The 17,408-nt window shown below is 59.5% G+C and carries 15 protein-coding genes; 8 read left to right on the forward strand and 7 right to left on the reverse strand.

Going from position 1 to position 17,408, the window contains the following annotated elements; genetic code table 11:
• Positions 1-13: 13 nt before the first annotated feature.
• Genes QEZ52_RS16330 through QEZ52_RS16345 form a run of 4 tightly spaced genes read right to left on the reverse strand, consistent with a single transcriptional unit; the run spans position 14 to position 3,933 of the window.
• The gene (locus QEZ52_RS16330) at positions 14-1,072 is read right to left on the reverse strand and encodes a PotD/PotF family extracellular solute-binding protein (protein ID WP_406645522.1); all 1,059 of its coding nucleotides are present in this window, start codon (positions 1,070-1,072) and stop codon (positions 14-16) included.
• A gap of 19 nt (positions 1,073-1,091) precedes the next feature.
• On the reverse strand, positions 1,092-2,213 hold the full coding sequence (locus tag QEZ52_RS16335; protein WP_406645523.1) for an ABC transporter ATP-binding protein: 1,122 nt from the start codon (positions 2,211-2,213) through the stop codon (positions 1,092-1,094).
• A gap of 8 nt (positions 2,214-2,221) precedes the next feature.
• Positions 2,222-3,019 carry an ABC transporter permease gene (locus QEZ52_RS16340; RefSeq protein ID WP_406645524.1) on the reverse strand — a complete coding sequence of 266 codons (798 nt, stop codon included), beginning with the start codon at positions 3,017-3,019 and terminating at the stop codon, positions 2,222-2,224.
• On the reverse strand, positions 3,016-3,933 hold the full coding sequence (locus tag QEZ52_RS16345; RefSeq protein ID WP_406645525.1) for an ABC transporter permease: 918 nt from the start codon (positions 3,931-3,933) through the stop codon (positions 3,016-3,018). Before QEZ52_RS16345 ends, QEZ52_RS16340 begins: the two co-directional genes overlap by 4 nt.
• A gap of 83 nt (positions 3,934-4,016) precedes the next feature.
• Between QEZ52_RS16345 and QEZ52_RS16350 the strand changes: the two genes are divergently transcribed.
• The 4 genes from QEZ52_RS16350 to QEZ52_RS16365 all read left to right on the forward strand — a co-directional run bounded on the left by QEZ52_RS16350 (position 4,017) and on the right by QEZ52_RS16365 (position 7,762).
• A complete protein-coding gene (locus tag QEZ52_RS16350; RefSeq protein WP_406645526.1) occupies positions 4,017-4,694 on the forward strand; it encodes a TetR family transcriptional regulator C-terminal domain-containing protein in 678 nt (225 codons plus the stop codon).
• Between the two features lie 242 nt (positions 4,695-4,936).
• On the forward strand, positions 4,937-6,067 hold the full coding sequence (locus tag QEZ52_RS16355; RefSeq protein WP_406645527.1) for a mandelate racemase/muconate lactonizing enzyme family protein: 1,131 nt from the start codon (positions 4,937-4,939) through the stop codon (positions 6,065-6,067).
• Complete coding sequence (locus QEZ52_RS16360; RefSeq protein WP_406645528.1) at positions 6,064-7,170, forward strand: mandelate racemase/muconate lactonizing enzyme family protein; 1,107 nt, start codon at positions 6,064-6,066, stop codon at positions 7,168-7,170. Before QEZ52_RS16355 ends, QEZ52_RS16360 begins: the two co-directional genes overlap by 4 nt.
• Positions 7,163-7,762 carry a dimethylsulfonioproprionate lyase family protein gene (locus QEZ52_RS16365; RefSeq protein WP_406645529.1) on the forward strand — a complete coding sequence of 200 codons (600 nt, stop codon included), beginning with the start codon at positions 7,163-7,165 and terminating at the stop codon, positions 7,760-7,762. Before QEZ52_RS16360 ends, QEZ52_RS16365 begins: the two co-directional genes overlap by 8 nt.
• 96 nt (positions 7,763-7,858) lie before the next feature.
• Here QEZ52_RS16365 and QEZ52_RS16370 read toward each other — a convergent pair whose 3' ends face one another.
• The 3 genes from QEZ52_RS16370 to QEZ52_RS16380 all read right to left on the reverse strand — a co-directional run bounded on the left by QEZ52_RS16370 (position 7,859) and on the right by QEZ52_RS16380 (position 13,592).
• The gene (locus QEZ52_RS16370) at positions 7,859-9,835 is read right to left on the reverse strand and encodes an FAD-dependent oxidoreductase (protein WP_406645530.1); all 1,977 of its coding nucleotides are present in this window, start codon (positions 9,833-9,835) and stop codon (positions 7,859-7,861) included.
• Between the two features lie 60 nt (positions 9,836-9,895).
• Positions 9,896-11,941, reverse strand: a complete 2,046-nt coding sequence (locus QEZ52_RS16375) for an FAD-dependent oxidoreductase (protein WP_406645531.1) — start codon at positions 11,939-11,941, stop codon at positions 9,896-9,898.
• 67 nt (positions 11,942-12,008) lie between these two features.
• Positions 12,009-13,592: a trimethylamine methyltransferase family protein gene (locus QEZ52_RS16380; RefSeq protein WP_406645532.1), complete on the reverse strand. Its 1,584-nt coding sequence runs from the start codon at positions 13,590-13,592 to the stop codon at positions 12,009-12,011.
• 206 nt (positions 13,593-13,798) lie between these two features.
• On the opposite strand from QEZ52_RS16380, the gene QEZ52_RS16385 reads away from it, so the two are divergent.
• From QEZ52_RS16385 to QEZ52_RS16400, 4 genes are all read left to right on the forward strand, one after another.
• A complete protein-coding gene (locus tag QEZ52_RS16385) occupies positions 13,799-14,761 on the forward strand; it encodes a LysR substrate-binding domain-containing protein (protein ID WP_406645533.1) in 963 nt (320 codons plus the stop codon).
• A gap of 165 nt (positions 14,762-14,926) precedes the next feature.
• Positions 14,927-15,841 (forward strand): GlxA family transcriptional regulator, encoded by a 915-nt coding sequence (locus QEZ52_RS16390; protein ID WP_406645534.1) that lies wholly within the window; start codon positions 14,927-14,929, stop codon positions 15,839-15,841.
• Between the two features lie 260 nt (positions 15,842-16,101).
• Positions 16,102-17,061: a fatty acid desaturase family protein gene (locus QEZ52_RS16395; protein WP_406645535.1), complete on the forward strand. Its 960-nt coding sequence runs from the start codon at positions 16,102-16,104 to the stop codon at positions 17,059-17,061.
• On the forward strand, positions 17,051-17,368 hold the full coding sequence (locus tag QEZ52_RS16400) for a non-heme iron oxygenase ferredoxin subunit (RefSeq protein WP_406645536.1): 318 nt from the start codon (positions 17,051-17,053) through the stop codon (positions 17,366-17,368). Before QEZ52_RS16395 ends, QEZ52_RS16400 begins: the two co-directional genes overlap by 11 nt.
• The last annotated feature ends 40 nt before the right edge of the window (positions 17,369-17,408 follow it).

Consider the following 17,408-nt stretch of genomic DNA (forward strand, 5'->3'; position numbering starts at 1 on the left):
GTGTTGGGGGTGTTTAGAAGCCGGCCTTGATGCGCTCGAATTCCTTGAGCATCTTGGCTTCAAGCTCGGGTGTGACCGCGTCAAAGAACAAGCTGCCTTCAAAGAAGGATTTGGGGTCGTCAAACCCGTATTGCGCAATCAGGTCCTGATCCGAGATACCAAAGGCCTCGGCATTGGCATGCGGATAGCCCCAGCTTTCGATGATGTATTTGCCGCTGGCCGCATCCGAGAGCGCGTTCAGGTGATCATAGATCTGATCCACCGGCGTGGTTGACGATTTCAGGTGCACATAGCCGCAAACCCAGGTGGCAATGCCCTTGTCGATGTCGCGCATCATCTTGGCCGGGGTTTCATTCCAGATCAGGTTCAGCTCGGACTGGTTCCAGGCCCAGCCCATCTCCAGCTCACCTGACGCCATCGCCTGGTCCATCTGCCCTGCATCCGACCAGTAGAACCGCACATTGGGATGGATCGAACGCAGGAAGTCAGAGGCCTGTTGGAACTGTTCATCGCTGAGGCTGGTGTAATCAGCGCTGTTGCCCGTCGCCAGGGATGCCAACGCATAGGCCGACGAGGCCGCGTCCGGGATCGAGATCTTGCCCTGATAGGCCGGATCAGCCAACAGCTGCAGTGCGATCTGTTCATCCGTGATCTTGTCCGTGCGATAAATCAGACCGGTGTTGCCCCATTCAAACGGCAGCATGTACAGCTTGCCATCCAGCATGATGCCATCGACATCCTTGATTTCAGGCAGCATCGCGTCCCAATTGCTCAGCTTTGCGGGATCCAGCGGCTGGATCAGATCAGCTGCCACCCATTTGCGGACCGCATCCGAACAGGGATGCGCCAGATCCGCCGCAAACCCGGACTGAAGCTTGGTGAACGCCTCTTCCTGACTGCCAAAGAACGTATAAGACGGGGCCGCGCCGTATTTCTCCATATAGGCCCCAAAAAACCCCTGATCCTCGTAGCCGGACCAGTCAAACACCGTCAGCGCCGATCCATCGGCCAAGGCCGTGTTGGCGGTCAGAACGGCCGAAATGGCCAGTGACCCGAATGTTGTAAATTTCATCTGTATTCTCCCTGAGTGATTATTGGTTGCGGTCCTGATCGGCCCCCGGATCAGGCCCCAGATCAATCACCGAGGCGCTTTGCACCCCCAGCCAGACCTGATCGCCGGGCCTGTGATCGACAGTGTGGAAGTAATTCGGAACCGAGGCCGCAATCGGCCTGTCGATGCCCGCCACCTGCACATGGTAGTGAACATTCTCTCCGTAAAAGGCGACATCGCGGATGGTGCCCTGCACGGTGGCGTCATAACCGTCGGGCCGAGTGCCCGAGATCTCCAACTGTTCGGGGCGGATCCCGACCGAGATCACCCGCCCGCCCGGGCGGACATTGGGATTGCGATCAATGGGCAACAGACCAAAACATGGGGTTGTCACGGTGATCCGATCCCCGTGGTCGTCGGTGATTTCAGCGGGCAAGAAATTCATCTCACCAATGAAACTGGCCACCTCGCGGGTGCCGGGTTTGGCATAAAGCGTCTGGGGTGCATCAACCTGTACCAACTCGCCGTTGAACATCACCCCGATGCGATCGGACATGGTCATCGCCTCGTATTGGTCATGAGTGACCATGACGAATGTGATGCCCAGGCTTTGCTGCAGATGACGCATCTCGAACTGCATCTGCTCGCGCAGCTTCTTGTCCAGCGCAGACAGCGGTTCATCCAGCAACAGCACCTTGGGCCGCATCACCAGCGCGCGCGCCAAAGCCACCCGCTGGCGCTGACCACCCGACAATTCGGTGGCACCGCGGGTTTGCAAGCCGCCCAGCTCGACCATCTCCAACGCCTCGCTGACGCGGGCCTCAATCTCGGATTTGGCAATCCCGCGCCCGCGCAGACCATAGGCCACATTGTTACCCACGTTCAGATGCGGAAAGATCGCATAGCTCTGGAACACCATGTTGGTGGGCCGCTTGTTGGCCGCAATCCCATCCATGTCCTGACCGTCAATCAGAACCTGACCCGCTGTCGGGTCCTGGAACCCCGCGATCATCCGCAACACCGTGGTCTTGCCACAGCCCGAGGGGCCCAACAGCGAGAAGAATTCACCTTCGCGCAGGTTCAGAGACAGATCCGATACCGCCTGGAAGGTGCCGAACCGTTTCTGCAGGCCCTTGATTTCGATAATGTTCTTCTGGTGCACGGGCGGCCTCATGATGCTGTGGATCGGGCAGATCTGGTCGAGCGGGAACGGAAGTATTCGGCCACCACCAACAGCAGCACCGAGGCCAGCAGCAGCAGCGACCCCAAGGCCAGCGTATTGGGCAACTTGGCCGGAAAGCGGATCTGGCTCCAGATATAGACCGGCAGCGTCGGCTGGTTGCCGGACAGAAAAAACGCCAGAACAAATTCATCAAAGCTGACCGTGAAGGTGACCAGAAAACTGGCGACAATCCCCGGAGCCACAATGGGCAACGTCACCCGGCGAAAGGTCTCGACCACACCACATCCCAGATCGTATGACGCCTCCTCGAACGAGACATCAAAATCGTCAAACGCCGATTTCAGGATCGACACGGAAAACGGTAGCGCCAAAAACGTATGCCCCAGCATCACAGCGGTCAGCGACGGCTTCAGCCCCATCGAGATGAACAGAACCAGCATCGAAGACGCCACGATGATCCCCGGAATGACCAGCGGCAACATCACCAGCGCCTCCGACGCCTCCTTGCCCCGGAACCGGTAACGCACATAAGCCCGCGCCGCGAACAACCCCATCGAGGTGGCCATCAACGCCGTAACCATCCCCACCAGCAGGCTGTTGAGCAACGCCTGGATCAGCGTCTCCTGCCCGCCCAGCTGGCGGTACCATTCCAGCGTCCAGCCCTTGATCGGAAAGGCCACGATGGTGCCGTCATTGAACGAAAACAGCGGCAGAAACAGCACCGGCAGGTACAGAAACGCCAGATAGGCCACCGCATAGATCGTCAGCGCATTGAACCGCTTCATTTGATGCGTCTCCCCAATCCGGTTGCCGACAACACAAACAGAACCGCCACAAACCCCACCGCCAGCATCGCAAGCAACGACAACGTCGCACCCAGCGGCCAATTGTTCGCCGCGCCGAATTGAACCTGGATCAGATTGGCAATCATCTTGCCGTCCGAGCCCCCCACCAGCGACGGCGTCACATAATCGCCCACCGTCGGGATAAAGATGATCAGACAGGCGGCAATGATGCCCGGAATGGTCAACGGCAGCGTCACCCGCCAGAACCGCTCGGCTGTGCTGGACCCCAGGTCCCGCGCCGCCTCCAGCAGCGAGGGATCTATTTTTTGCAACGACACATAAATCGGCAGGATCGCAAACGGTGCCCAGGCATGGGCCAGCGTCAGCACCACCGCAAATTCATTGTACAGCAGAAACGTCAGCGGCGTGTCGATCACACCCAACCCCAACAGCGCCGAGTTCAACACGCCGTTGAACCCCAGGATCAGCTTCCAGGCAAACACCCGCAGCAGATAGCTCGACCAGAACGGAATGGTGATCAATAGCAACCACAACGTCTGACGCCGCGCCCGCAACGCAATGAAATAGGCAATCGGATAGGCCAGCGCCACCGTCACAATCGTCACGGCCCCCGCAATCAGGATCGACCGGATCATCAGATGACGCACCAGTGGATCATGCAACGCCTCGACGTAGTTGGCCAGCGTCACCGTCCTGTCAATCGACACATATGTCTGCGTCCACAGCGAATAGGCCACCAGAATGACCAAAGGCGCCGCAACCAGGAACCCGACGTAGACCGTCGCAGGCGCGCTCAGCGCCACTCCCCGTCCCGTTTCGCTTCGCAGATTGAACACTTCGCCCTCCCGGTCGGGGTCTACCAAAATCACACCCACTAATGGACGATCGTTCATTAAGTATTGCCCGCATGCCGCGTTTCTGTCAATCTCGCAGACAGATAATCTCGCCGCTCAACCCATTTGAGGATCTCACGACCTTGAAAACGAACACAAAAAAATCCGACAGCTCAGATCAAAAACGCACCGCGCGAAGGAATCCAAAGGCCAGCAAGGAAACTCTCATCCGCGCAACTCTCGACACAATCGCTGAAATCGGAATCACAGACACAACAGTCTCCAAAATCATTCAAAAGGCAGAGCTGTCGCGCGGCATGATCCATCTGCATTTTGGTGGCAAAGACCAATTGCTGGTTGCGGCAGTTCATTCCACAAGCATCGAATACTATCAGGAAGTCGACCGGCGGGTTGCCATGGCCGGGAACAATCCGGCCGATATCGTCATGGCCGTGATCGAGGCAGATCTGAGCGAAACCCTGCTCAATGAGCGGTCGGTCCGGATCTGGCACGCCTTTCGGGGGGTCGCCAGAACAAACCCGGAAATCGCACGCTACAGCAGCACCCGGGATCGCCGCCTGCGCGACATGATCCGGGGCGCATTCGACACATTGGCCGAAGGTGGCGATCCCGACGAGGCAAGAGTTCTGGCCCGTGATGCGACATCGGGAACCCTGGCGCTGTTGGAAGGCATGTGGGTGGACTTCATGTCCAACACCGACGATTTTTCCCGCCCGGTCGCCGTTTCAATCGTGTGCAGATTTCTGGCCGGGCTATTTCCGTCCCATTTTGAGAACAGGCGTCAGCCCGAAACACCCTGACGCCCGCTGTCAGGTGCGGTGGCACGCCTGGTTTTTCTGTGGTGCAAACCCGCCATGTTCCCCCCTGCTATCGATTATTGAGTTTGCACGGGCAAACACATCACTTGGGCCAGGGCCTCCGCCCTGAACCGATGGCCTACATTCTGCGAGCGACATGAAATTGCCTACGGATGCCGCTCCCGGACCATGGGCGATCCGGGAGCCTGATAATTTTGGTTTCAGGATTGCAACGGAGAAGCTGTATGAAAATCGCCCGCATCGAAGTTTACTCGGTGACTTTGCCCTATGCTGGCGGCACCTACCGCCTGTCAGGGGGGCGCAGTTTCACAGCCTTTGCGGCCGTGTTTACCCGGGTCATGACCGAATGCGGACTGGAAGGATGGGGCGAAAGCACGCCGTTTGGGTCGACCTATATCGCGGCCCATGCTGGCGGTGTCAAAGCTGGCCTGGCCGAACTGGCTCCGGCGCTGATCGGGATGGATCCGCGCCACCATGACCGGATCTATGACGCGATGGACGCCGCCCTGGTTGGTCATGCCCATGCCAAAACCCCATTGGATGTCGCCTGTTGGGACATCGCGGGCAAGGCCGCTGGATTGCCCGTCTGTGACTTGTTGGGAGGGCGTGTGCCGGGGGCAGTGCCGCTAATCTCCTCGATCGGCTCTGACGATCCACAGGCGATGCGCGAAAATGTGGCCAGCCACCGTGAACTGGGGTTCCTTGGCCATTCCGTCAAGGTCGGGTCAGCCGAAGCTGAAGGTGGCCCGATGCTGGACGCCGAGCGGGTACAGGCGTGCCTGGCTGACCGTCGCCCCGGTGAGTGGTTTCTCGTTGATGCCAATGGCGGGATGAGCCCGGAACAGGCGTTGCGGTTCCTAGCATTGCTACCAAAGGGTTTGGATTTCACATTCGAGGCCCCCTGCGCCAGCTGGCGCGAAACCCTGAGTTTACGCAAACGCTGTCATGTGCCTTTGCTGCTGGATGAACTGGTGCAGTCCGACGCCGACATCGCCCAAGCAGTGGCCAGCGATGCTTGTGATGGGGTCGGGCTCAAGATCTCGAAACAGGGCGGGCTGACCCCCACCCGGCGTCAGCGTGACATGGCGCGGGCCGCTGGGTTGGTCATGTCGGTGCAGGATACCACCGGATCCGACATCGCCTTTGCCGCGGTGCTGCATATGGCGCAATCGACGCCCCGCCACGTGCTGCGCTGTGCGCTGGACACCCGGTCGATGGTTTCACTGACCACCGCTGCATTTGACGCCCCGGTCCAGGGCGGCGGTGCCCAGGCCCCCGCCATACCGGGATTGGGCGTTATGCCCGATATGTCGATCATGGGGGCCCCCATTGCAATTTACGAGGACACGCCATGAAGATCACACGCATCACCGTCTATCAGATTGAACTGCCACTCAACGAACCGTACTGGCTCTCGGGGGGACGATTGAAATTCGAACGCCTCGATAGCACATTCGTGCGCATAGATACCGACGCTGGGTTGACGGGCTGGGGCGAAGGATGCCCCTGGGGCCATACCTATCTGCCCGCCCACGGCCCCGGCATCCGCGCCGGGATCGAAACGCTCGCGCCGTTTCTGATAGGCGAAGACCCCCGCAGCCTGGACCATATCAACCGGGTGATGGACCTGCAGTTGCCCGGACATCCCTATGTGAAATCCCCGCTCGACATGGCGTGCTGGGATATTGCCGGACAGGCCGCTGGGATGCCGCTTTGGCAAATGTGGGGCGGTGCCGAGGCGGCGCAAGTGTTGGTCAACTCGTCCATTTCGACCGGCACGCCGGACGATATGCTGGCGCGGATCGAAACGGCGGCGGCAAAGGGCTATACCGTGCATTCAGCCAAGGTGGGCGGCACCGATATCGGATTGGACATAGATCGGATCGAGGCAATTTCAGGTGGGCTGCCCAAAGGGCACAAGGTGACCTTTGACGTGAACCGCGCCTGGCAACCCGGCGTGGCGGTGCAGGTGCTGAATTCGGTCAGCGCCCGTGATTGGGTGGAACAGCCCTGTGAAACACTGGACCAATGCGCGCATGTGGCAGCGCGTGTCTCCAACCCGATCATGCTGGACGAATGCATGCATACGTTCATCGATCATCTCGATGCCTGGAAACTGCGCGCCTGCGAAGGGGTCAAGGTCAAACCGAACCGTGTCGGTGGGCTGACCCGCGCCCGCCAGATCCGCGACTTTGGTGTTTCAGTCGGCTGGCAGATGCATGTCGAAGATCTGGGCGGTTCGGCATTGGCGGATACGGCAGCCATTCACCTGGCCGCATCGACACCCGACGCCAATCGGCTGGCCAGCTGGTTGTGCCATTACCACCTGTCGGTCGACCCGGTTCCCGGCCAGGGTGCGCGCAACGATCATGGCGTCGCGACCCCGCCCAGCACGCCGGGGTTGGGCGTCACCCCCGACCCCGAACTGCTGGGCCCGCCGGTAGCCACCTATGAGTGACCTGTCATTGCCCACGCAGCTGCTGCACAACCTGACCACCCTCGCCCGTCATCACGTCGGGAAGCTGGACTGGTTCGCCGATCGCATGCAGGACCTGCCCCGGATCGCTACCCAACCGCACGCCTTGCCCGTATGCCGTCTATTACCAGCGAGCGCCGGCGCAGCTTCGGACCAGACACGGGACACCGTGGCGGCGCTGATCTCCGCCGCCCCCGGGCTTTGCTGGCAACAAAGCTATAGCGAAGCAGACGGATTTTCCCGCGACTGGCTGGACAATTATGGCTGGGTCAATCTGGTTTCTCCCGAAGGGATGTTCCATTCCGACACGATCCGGGTGTCGATCGGATATTGGGGTGCGGGTCAGCATTATGATGAACATTCCCATGCACCCGAAGAATTCTATCTGATCCTTGCCGGTCGCGCCCGATTTCATTCCAAAGGCCGTGGTTCTGTGGATGCAGGTCCTGGTGACATCATTCATCACCTTCCTCACCAGAAGCACGCCATCGACATGGTGCCCGGCCCGCTGTTGGCAGCCGCCTTTTGGCGGGGCACAGACCTGTTGCGAAAATCGGATCTGGGTACTCGTTGAGACAGCCCTGCTGGCAAGGCGCATTTTTGGCTTTGCCAGCCCTTGGCCGGATTTTCCCGGACACGCCAGCAACCGCGCACATGCGGCCACTGGCCCCTAAAGATCCAGCGCCAGCTTGCGCCCGTCATGAAACGCCAGCGCGGCGTTGCGCGGCGCATGGGCGTCGCCGATCAACCGGGCCGAAATCCCTAATTCGGCCAGCGCCGGGCGCAAGTCGCAATTGGCGCGATTCACCGTCGATAGCACCAGCGAGTCCGCCGCCATATGCTCCTGCGCGCCTGTGAGCAGCGATTGCAACACTGCCCCCGCATCGCCCCATCGCATCACCACGGTTTCCGGGCGGAACACGACCCCCAGACCGGCCAGCGTCTGACGCAGCGGAAAGTCGGCAGAGGGGCGCTGTAGCTCTTTGCCCACCAAGCCGTCCGGCGTGACAATGGTGACCCGATGCCCTGCCTCGGCCAAGGCCCAGGCTGTCCCGCAGCCTTTCCAATGCCCCCCCTCGTCCAGCACGATAACACGATCTCCCAATCGGGCGGCCCGCCCCATCACATCGGCGACGGACCAGACATTGCCGTCCAACCCCGGCAGTTCCCGCAGGTGCGGCAACGCCTTTTGGAACCCCGCCTCATCCGGCAACGAACCGGTCGCCAGGACCACCTCGTCCATCTTCAGCGCCGCGATGTCGTCAGCTTCCAGATAGGTGTTGCACCGCACATCCACGCCCAGACGTGCCAATTGCCGGTCATACCACGCCAACAGGTCCAGGATCTGCGCGCGCCGCGGTTGTTCGCCGGCCAGTCGAAATTGCCCACCTATCTGTGGCCCGGCCTCGACCAGAACCACGCGATGGCCCCGTTCGGCTGCCACCCGAGCGGCCTCTAAACCCGCTGGCCCGGCCCCGACCACCAGCACGGATTTCGGGCGATCCGTTGTCGCAAACCGATCCCCGCCCCATTGATGTTCGAACCCGACAGACGGGTTGATCAGGCAGGAAATCCAATAATCCCGCCCGCGCCGCCCCCAACATTGCTGGTTGCAGGACAGACAGCCACGAATGTCATCTGCCCGCCCTTGTTCGGCCTTGGTCACCAGATGCGGATCCGCAATTTGGCCGCGCACGATTGACACCATGTCCGCCTCGCCCGCGCCTAGTACCGTATTGGCGTTTTCTGGTGTGCGAATGTGGCTTTCCGCCGTAACCAACGCGTGTTTCACGACCCTCTTCAATCGGGCGGCCAGATCCACGCCCAGCTTTTCGCCATATTGAAAGGTTGGGATAATACCATAGAAATCAAGATAGCTGCTGGACCCGACAGTGACATAATCCATCAGCTGTTCGCCGTCGTGCCATGCGACAATCTCAGCCAGATCCTCGCGCCCCAACGCGGCTTCGACGGCCGGTTCATCCGAAATTGACAGACCTATGATGAAATCCTCGCCACAGTCCGCCCGGATCCGGCGCATGATTTCCCGGCTGAACCGGGTGCGGTTTTCCAGGCTGCCGCCCCATTCGTCGGTGCGTTGGTTGGAAAACGGTGTCCAGAACTGTTCCAGCAGGCAATGATAGGCCGCCCAGACTTCGACCCCATCAAAGCCCGCCTGTTGGCAGCGCCGCGCCGCATCAACAAAGCCCTGGATGGTTTCTTCGATTTCGGCGGCATTCATTTCGTGGCTGCCGTCACTGTCGTGATAGCTTGGCCCACCAGACGGGGACCAGGCCGCGTGAAAGCTGTTGTCCTGATCACCATGGGCTCCGACGTGATAGAGCTGCTGGATCATCACCGTGCCTTCGGCCTGGCAGGCCTTGGTCAGGCGTTTGAAATGCGGAATCACTGCGTCGCTGGAATGGCGGAAATTGCCCCGGGTCAACACCGCTGCCGGATGGACAGGCATCGGTTCAACCACGATCATGGCCGCGCCCCCCATGGCCCGCTCCCGATAATAGGCCAGATGCTGATCCCCGGGCAGGCCCTTTTCGGCCATATTGGTGGTATGGGCCCCAAACACGATACGGTTGCGCAGGGTCTTGTGCCGCAGAGTAACCGGCGAAAACACATGTTTGAACTTCATCAGCCGCCTTTCAATTTTTGTGGGCAGGACCCGGTTGCCCCCCAGGTCCGTTGTCCCAGTTTACAGGTCCTTCATAGTTCTGAGCGCATCATAGATTGCGGCGTGTGTGTTTCTGGCGCTGACGGCGTCGCCGATGCGGAAGAGTTGGAATGTGGCGTTCGGGTTTGTGTTGATGGTCTGGGGCTGGCCGGTGATCAGGGCGGTGTGGTCCACTTCGCCCCGGTTTGAGGAGAGCGGCTTCAGGTCGAAGTAGAGATCGTCAAGCGGCAAGGTTCCGTAGTTGACCACCACCTGATCATAGGAGGATTGGGATGTAAAATCACTGTAATCCGTGCCGATAGTGGCGCACAGGCGATTGCCGTCGCGCATCACGTCCAACAGGCGGCGGGTGACGGTGAATGTCACGTCGCGGGCCTGCAATTCGCGCATGTAGGGCACCAGGTTCATCGCCATGATATCGGGGGCAAACACCCGATCCGGGGTCATGACTTCGACCTTCGCGCCCGCTGCAGCGGCGATTTCCGCCGCCATCAGACCGGGATGATCGCCGCTTTCGTCATAGATCAACACCTGTTGGCCCGGTTTGACATCGCCCGAGATGAGATCCCAGGCGCTGACCACCAGATCGTTTTCCTGGCCCGATTCGAACAATTCGGTATTGGGCAGACCCCCGGTGGCGATGATCACCACATCCGGGTTCAGCGCGGTGACGTCATCGGCTTCGGCCCAGGTGTTGAAACGAAAGTCCACATCCCGCGCGGCGCATTGCGCCATGCGCCAGTCGATGATGCCGATCATCTCGCGCCGGCGTGCGTGTCGCGCGGTCAGCCGCACCTGACCACCGGGATCGGGCTGGGCCTCAAACACGGTCACGGCGTGGCCGCGTTCGGCCGCCACCCGCGCCGCTTCGAGCCCGGCCGGACCGGCACCGACGATGACCACCCGCTTGGGGGTCTCGGCAGGGGCGATGTCATGGGGCATCGACAGCTCGCGCCCGGTGGCGGCATTGTGCAGGCACAGCGCTTCGCCCGCCTGATAAATCCTGTCCAGGCAATAGGTTGCGCCAACACAGGGGCGAATGTCATCCTCGCGCCCTTCGACGATCTTGCGCACGATATGTGGATCGGCCATATGCGCCCGCGTCATCCCCACCATATCCAGAAGCCCCGCCTGCACCGCATGGCGCGCCGTGGCCACATCCGGAATGCGCGACGCATGAAAGGTCGGCATGCCGGTGGCCCGTTTGACCGCGCCGGCAAAATCCAGATGCGGTGCCGATGGCATCCCCTGCACCGGGATCACATCGGTCATCGCCGGATCGGTGTGGATGCGCCCGCGGATCACATTCAGAAAATCGACCATGCCGCTGCGCGCAAGCCGCTTGGAAATCTCGATGCCTTCGACCGGCGTGATGCCCCCGGCGGCGGCCTCATCGGCCGTATAGCGCAGCCCGACGATGAAATCGTCGCCCACCCGGTCGCGAATGGCGCGCAGCACGTCCAGCGGGAATTTTAACCGGGAATCAAGAGTTTGCCCCCCGTATTCCCCATCCAGATCATTGGTCAGAGGCGACCAGAACTGGTCCAGAAGATGGCCGTAGACCTGCAATTCAACCCCATCCATGCCCCCTTCCTTCATCCGTTCGGTGGCATCGGCGAAATCGTTGATGATGCGGGCAATGTCCCAATCCTCGGCCAGCTTGGGAAACGCACGATGCGCTGGTTCGCGGTGTTTGGAGGAACTGACCGAGGGCAGCCAGTCGCCCTTGTTCCACCCCGTGCGCCGCCCCAGATGGGTCAGCTGGATCATCACCGCACAGCCATGCGTGTGGCAGGCATCGCTTAGCCGCCGGATGTGGGGCACAACCTCGTCCTTGTAGGCCAGGATGTTGTTGAACACCGGCGGGCTGTCCCGGCTCACCGCAGCCGACCCCGCCGTCATCGCCAACGCAACCCCCGCCCGCGCCCGTTCCGCGTGATAGGCAACATAGCGCTCCTTCGGCATCCCGCCCTCGGGATACGCAGGTTCATGGCTCGTCGTCATGATCCGGTTCTTCAACGTCAAATGCTTCAACTGATAAGGCTGCAACAAAGGGTCAGTCGACATGGGGGTTCTCCCGGAAGGTCCAGAAAATGGGCTACTCGACACAAGTGTCGAGAAAGGTGTGATTCTGTCAATACCAAGCATCCGGCATCGACGCTTTTTTGTCAGTGATGAAGGCCTTGAGCGCCTCGTCGGTGGCCACATCCATGGGCGGTGCCTCATAGGCTGCCAGCGTATCCTTCCATCGTTGGTTGGCACGCTGCGCCGAGTCGACACTGCCCTGTTCCTCCCAGCTTTCAAAGGGTTGATCGTCGTTCAGCCCGCTGTCCCAATAGGCCGTCTTGTAATGGCGCAGCGTGTGGTCCGTTCCGAACAGATGTTCCCCTGGGCCATTTTGGGCCAGAGCGTCGAACCCAAGCGTGTCGTCGTTCACGTCAATCCCGTTCAGATACGCGTGCATCGCCCCGCACATATCCGCATCCATCACCAGTTTTTCGTAGGACATCGACAGCAGCCCATCGAGGAACCCGGCCGAATGCAGGATGAAATTCGCGCCCCCCTGAACGGCCGACATCATCGACATCATCGACTGTTGCATTGCCTGCCCATCAGGAAGCTTGGACGTGCTGAAATTTCCGGCGCAACGCAACGGCATCTCCAACCGCCGGGCCAATTGCCCCATGACCAGCGATCCCAGCGCCGGTTCCGGTGTTCCAAAGGTGGGAGACCCGGTCCGCAACGACATGGACGACAAGAACCCGGCCAGCACCGTCGGAGCGCCAGGCCGCACCAGTTGTGCCAGCGCGCAGGAGGTCATGGATTCGGCCAGACATTGCGCGATGGATCCCGCCATGGTCAGCGGCGACACTGCCCCGCCCAGCAGAAAGGGCAGGTGAATGGATCCCTGCCCTGCTTGGGCATAGGTGCGGATCCCGGCCGTTGTGGCCCCATCCAGAACCAGCGGAGACGTGGTGTTGAAATTGCCCATGATGACGCAATGGCTGTCGACAAAATCGGATCCGAACAGGATACGGCACATTTCGATACTGTCGGCGGCCCGGTCCGGGGCAGTGATCGACCCCAGAAACGGACGGTCCGAATACCGCATATGGGCATAGACCATGTCCAGGTGGCGTTTGTTGACCGCGATGTCGGTGGGTTCGCATATCGTGCCACCCGAGTGATGCAACCATGGCGAAGATTGCGCCAGTTTGATCAGGTTTTCAAAGTCCTCGATCGTGCCATAGCGACGCCCTTTGTCCAGATCCATCACAAAGGGTGACCCATAAGACGGCGCAAAGACCATCGCGTCACCGCCAATCTCGACCGTGTTGGCCGGGTTGCGGGCGTGTTGGGTAAATCGGGCCGGGGCACTGCGGAGGATTTCGCGGATCATGCCCGGTTCGAACTTGATGTTCCAGGCGTCTTGGGACAATTGGGACACCTGCCCACCAGCCTGGCGAAACAGATCGACCGTGGTGGGATCTTCTCGGAACTCGATGCCGATTTCGGCGAGGATCCGATCGGCGGTGGTTTCGATCCTGATCAGCCCTTCTTCGTCCATCAGGTCATAGGGACGAATGCGTCGGGTGATATACGGAACGCGCAGATGCAGGTTTTGCCCGATCGTGGCCGTGCGCGCGGTCTTGGTCTTGCCTGCGTCACGACGAGAGCGACGGCCGCGTGGTGCCAGTTTGGGGTCGGAAACGGTCATGGATCTTGTCCTTGTGTAACCGATGCGGGCCCGGCCAGGGCCACCACACCGGGATCATCGTGGCGAACTTCTGTAGGTCAAAATCAGCAGATATGGTCGGTCTGGCAATCTCCTAAAAATTCACACAGACTTATTTTGGCTAAGCCAAAATATCGGAAAATATACACTCTTGATGGATCATTCGGGAATTAGTATGAATTCTTGTCATGCCAAATCGCCCTTATGATCTCCCTCCAGTCAGCGCGCTTCTCAGCTTTGAGGCGGCCGCGCGCCATGAGAGTTTCAAAACCGCTGCGCAGGAACTGAATGTGACCCCCGCCGCTGTCAGTCACCAGGTCAAGGCATTGGAAAACGATTTACGCCAGACCCTGTTTCACCGTCACCACAGGGGGGTCGAACTGACACCGACAGGGGCCTATCTGTTGGTCAGCCTGCAACGCGGGCTCGAAGGGATATCGGACGCCATTTCTCAGCTCCGGTCACAGGCGTCACGCGCGATGATTACGATCCAGGCAACAACAGCGGTCAGCGCGTTGTGGCTGACGCCCAAGCTGGCGCAGTTCTGGCGCGCGCATGGACATGTGTCAGTGGCACAGAATGTCAGCGATACAACCGGCCCGGCCCGTCACTGTGATCTGAGCATTCACTATGGTGAAATTTCGCGGGAAAGCGGCGATTGCCGCATCCTGTTCCAGGACCGGATCATGGCATTGGGCAGCCGGCAGTTTGCGCAAAAACACCCGGTCCATCACGTGTCGGATTTCGCCCGGACACCGCTGATCCATCTGGACGCCGAAGATACCGGCTGGACAGATTGGGCGACCTGGTGCGCGGCTCTGGGGTATAACGGGCCGTTGGCCAGCGGGTTCCGGGTCAACAATTATGTCATTGCATTGCAGGCCGCACAGGACGACATGGGCGCGGTTCTGGGCTGGGGGGGGCTGGTGGGGCAACTGCTGGAGACCGGGGTTCTGGTCAAGCTGACCAAAGATGAAATCGCCTCGCCGTTGGATTTCTATATCAAGGTCCACCCACAGGCATCACCACGGGCTCTGTTTCTATGCGACTGGTTGCTAAACGCCGCTCAAACAGGTGAAATCCCCGCCTTTGGTGTCCACCCGGCCCCGAAAAAAACCTCAGATTTGGGCAAATTGAAGCCGGATGACTAAAACCCACGGCTTGCCCAAAAAGCAAAACTGGTCAACAACGGACCGAATCAAGCCATTCTGCGAAGCGAGACGAAAATCATGAGGCTGGGTCATCATTCCTCGACGAACTCCCCACAATCAAAACCCCTGCGATTCGTATTTGGTCTGGTGCCGAACTATTCAGCCATGTCGCTGACACACGCGCTCGAAACCTTGCGGATTGCCAACCGGATGGCCGGATCCAAACGGTTCGACTGGGTGATTTGTGCCGAAAACGGAGAAACCGTCGAAGATTCGCTGGGCGCACGTTTTCCTGTGGACCATGGGTTTGAAGAGGCTCACCGCGATGACGTGGTGATCGTTTGTTCCGGCCAGGACGTCCAGAAACAACCATTGACGGCCGTCACCAATTGGATCCGCCGATGCGCCCGAAACGGCTGCCGGATCGGCGGCCTGTTTACCGGAGCCTATGTTTTAGCAAAATCCGGACTTTTGGATGGGCACGCCGCCACGATACATTGGGAAAACCGCCAGGCATTTCTGGAAGAATTTCCCGAAGTAAACCTCACGGAATACACATTTGTCTGCGAAGGGTCCCGCCTGTCCACAGCCGGGGGTACCGCCGCCATCGACCTGATTTTGCACATGGTGGCCGAGGCCGAGGGAGAGGCGCTGTCGAATTTGGTGGCAGATCAGCTGCATTACACCAACATTCGTGTGTTGCAGTTCTCGGCCCGCATGCAGGTCGCGGACCGCATTGGGTTCCGCCATCCAAAACTGTCGGAAATTCTGGCGCTGATGGAAACCAATCTCGAAGAACCATTGCGCCCCGGAGATCTGGCCGAAACGGTCAACATTTCGACCCGACAGCTGGAACGGCTGTTCCGTCGCTATCTGCATTCGACACCCAAGAAATATTATGTCGACATGCGGTTGCAGCGGGCCCAGAACCTGCTGCTTCAGACCAATATGTCCGTTACCAATGTCTGTGTCGCCTGCGGTTTCAACTCTACCTCGCATTTTGCGCGCCTGTTCCGCCAACGCTATGGGGTATCACCGCACCGCCTGCGCAAAGGTCAGCCATCAGGCGACGGCGCATAGCAACACCGATCACCCTGCGCTCTGCTCTGGGGCAACCGGCTGTGCCACGACAGACAAACCTGTGTTTCCAGGCCATTTGTAGATGAGCGATCCTCTTGGGGAAATACAGATTCACGTCTGGACAGACGACGCCCGAGTTTTGTATGCTCACACTTAATGGCATTTAATACAGACATAATGCCATGGTGCGGAGCACTCCCGTCTCCGGCTCAGGTCACGTTGATTGAAGGAAATCCGGACCTGAACATGCGAGGATCATCATGACCAACGCAATTGTCACGCCCCTGACCCAAGCACTGGCAGAGGGCAAACTCACCCGCGAAGAACTCAAAACATTCATGCAGCGTTCAGACGGACCGGCCATCCGTCGGCTGGCACTCTGGCTTCTGGTGCTTGCCGGTACCAGTTCGCTGGTTGCACTCAGCTGGAACAGCTGGCTGATCTGGCCCGCCATGTTTGTGCATGGGGTGGTGCTGGTACACCATTTCTCTCTGCAACATGAATGTGTGCATTATTCGGTGTTTCGCACCAGATGGTTGAACAATCTGGTCGGCAACATCTGCGGGTTCATCATCATGTTGCCCCATAAACACTTTCGGTATGAACATTGTGATCATCATACCTATACCCAAGTCGAAGGTGACGACCCCGAGCTGGTGCCCATGCCCCAGACCCTGGGGCAATATCTGTTCTACATCACCGCGATCCCCTATTGGCGCACCAAGTTCACCGAGCTGTTTCGACATGTTGCCGGTCGGCTCAGCCCCGAGGAACAGCGTTTTGTTCCCAAAGTTGAACACAACGCCATCTATCTGGAGGCCCGTTTTATGTTGGCGGCCTATGCGCTGATCGTTCTGGTGATGGCGCTCACGGGGTGGTGGGATCTTGTGTGGTTCTGGTTCATTCCCTTGATCCTGGGAGAACCGGTGATGCGGTGGGTGCGTATGACCGAACACGTAGGCCGCCCGACCGTTGCGCAAATGCATGAAAACACAAGGACAAACCTAGTGTCTCGACCCTGGCGGTTCCTGTGCTGGAACATGAATTACCATGCCGAACATCACTATGTCTCTTCCGTACCCTATCACGCGTTGCCCCAGCTTCATGAAAAGTTGAAAACCCACATCTACGTTGAAAAAGACGGGTACCTGGGGGCCCATCGTGACATCCTGCGACAACTGTTTTCCAAGCCGACAGGAGGATCAGCCAATGGCCAGTGAACCCGACTGGATAGATGTGGTTGCCGTGTCATCTCTGGAAAGAAACTGGGTCACACGCGTGGACCTCGGCCGCCGAAGGTTGGCGATCTATGACACGCCGTCGGGAATCTTTGCCTCGCTGGCGTTGTGCAATCACGGCGGTGCCGATCTGTGTGACGGATATTTCGATGGCCATGTGATCGAATGCCCGCTGCATCAGGGCGCGTTTGATGTCCGCAACGGCCAGCCGATTGCAGCACCCGCAACACGGCCAATGAAAACCTTTGAAACGCGGGTCGAAAACGGCACCGTACAAATCAGGGCCTGACTGGCGGGCTGGCGGCACCGATCGGGCCGCCAGTCTCCCA

Source organism: Aliisedimentitalea scapharcae (genome assembly GCF_045277565.1).
GTDB lineage: Bacteria > Pseudomonadota > Alphaproteobacteria > Rhodobacterales > Rhodobacteraceae > Aliisedimentitalea > Aliisedimentitalea scapharcae.

Bases quoted from the DNA above. Each gene is read 5' to 3' on its own strand.
- QEZ52_RS16330 (WP_406645522.1), bottom strand. From the start codon at position 1,072: ATGAAATTTACAACATTCGGGTCACTGGCCATTTCGGCCGTTCTGACC.
- QEZ52_RS16340 (WP_406645524.1), bottom strand. From the start codon at position 3,019: ATGAAGCGGTTCAATGCGCTGACGATCTATGCGGTGGCCTATCTGGCG.
- QEZ52_RS16345 (WP_406645525.1), bottom strand. From the start codon at position 3,933: ATGAACGATCGTCCATTAGTGGGTGTGATTTTGGTAGACCCCGACCGG.
- QEZ52_RS16355 (WP_406645527.1), top strand. From the start codon at position 4,937: ATGAAAATCGCCCGCATCGAAGTTTACTCGGTGACTTTGCCCTATGCT.
- QEZ52_RS16360 (WP_406645528.1), top strand. From the start codon at position 6,064: ATGAAGATCACACGCATCACCGTCTATCAGATTGAACTGCCACTCAAC.
- QEZ52_RS16365 (WP_406645529.1), top strand. From the start codon at position 7,163: ATGAGTGACCTGTCATTGCCCACGCAGCTGCTGCACAACCTGACCACC.
- QEZ52_RS16370 (WP_406645530.1), bottom strand. From the start codon at position 9,835: ATGAAGTTCAAACATGTGTTTTCGCCGGTTACTCTGCGGCACAAGACC.
- QEZ52_RS16375 (WP_406645531.1), bottom strand. From the start codon at position 11,941: ATGTCGACTGACCCTTTGTTGCAGCCTTATCAGTTGAAGCATTTGACG.
- QEZ52_RS16380 (WP_406645532.1), bottom strand. From the start codon at position 13,592: ATGACCGTTTCCGACCCCAAACTGGCACCACGCGGCCGTCGCTCTCGT.
- QEZ52_RS16385 (WP_406645533.1), top strand. From the start codon at position 13,799: ATGCCAAATCGCCCTTATGATCTCCCTCCAGTCAGCGCGCTTCTCAGC.
- QEZ52_RS16390 (WP_406645534.1), top strand. From the start codon at position 14,927: ATGTCGCTGACACACGCGCTCGAAACCTTGCGGATTGCCAACCGGATG.
- QEZ52_RS16395 (WP_406645535.1), top strand. From the start codon at position 16,102: ATGACCAACGCAATTGTCACGCCCCTGACCCAAGCACTGGCAGAGGGC.
- QEZ52_RS16400 (WP_406645536.1), top strand. From the start codon at position 17,051: ATGGCCAGTGAACCCGACTGGATAGATGTGGTTGCCGTGTCATCTCTG.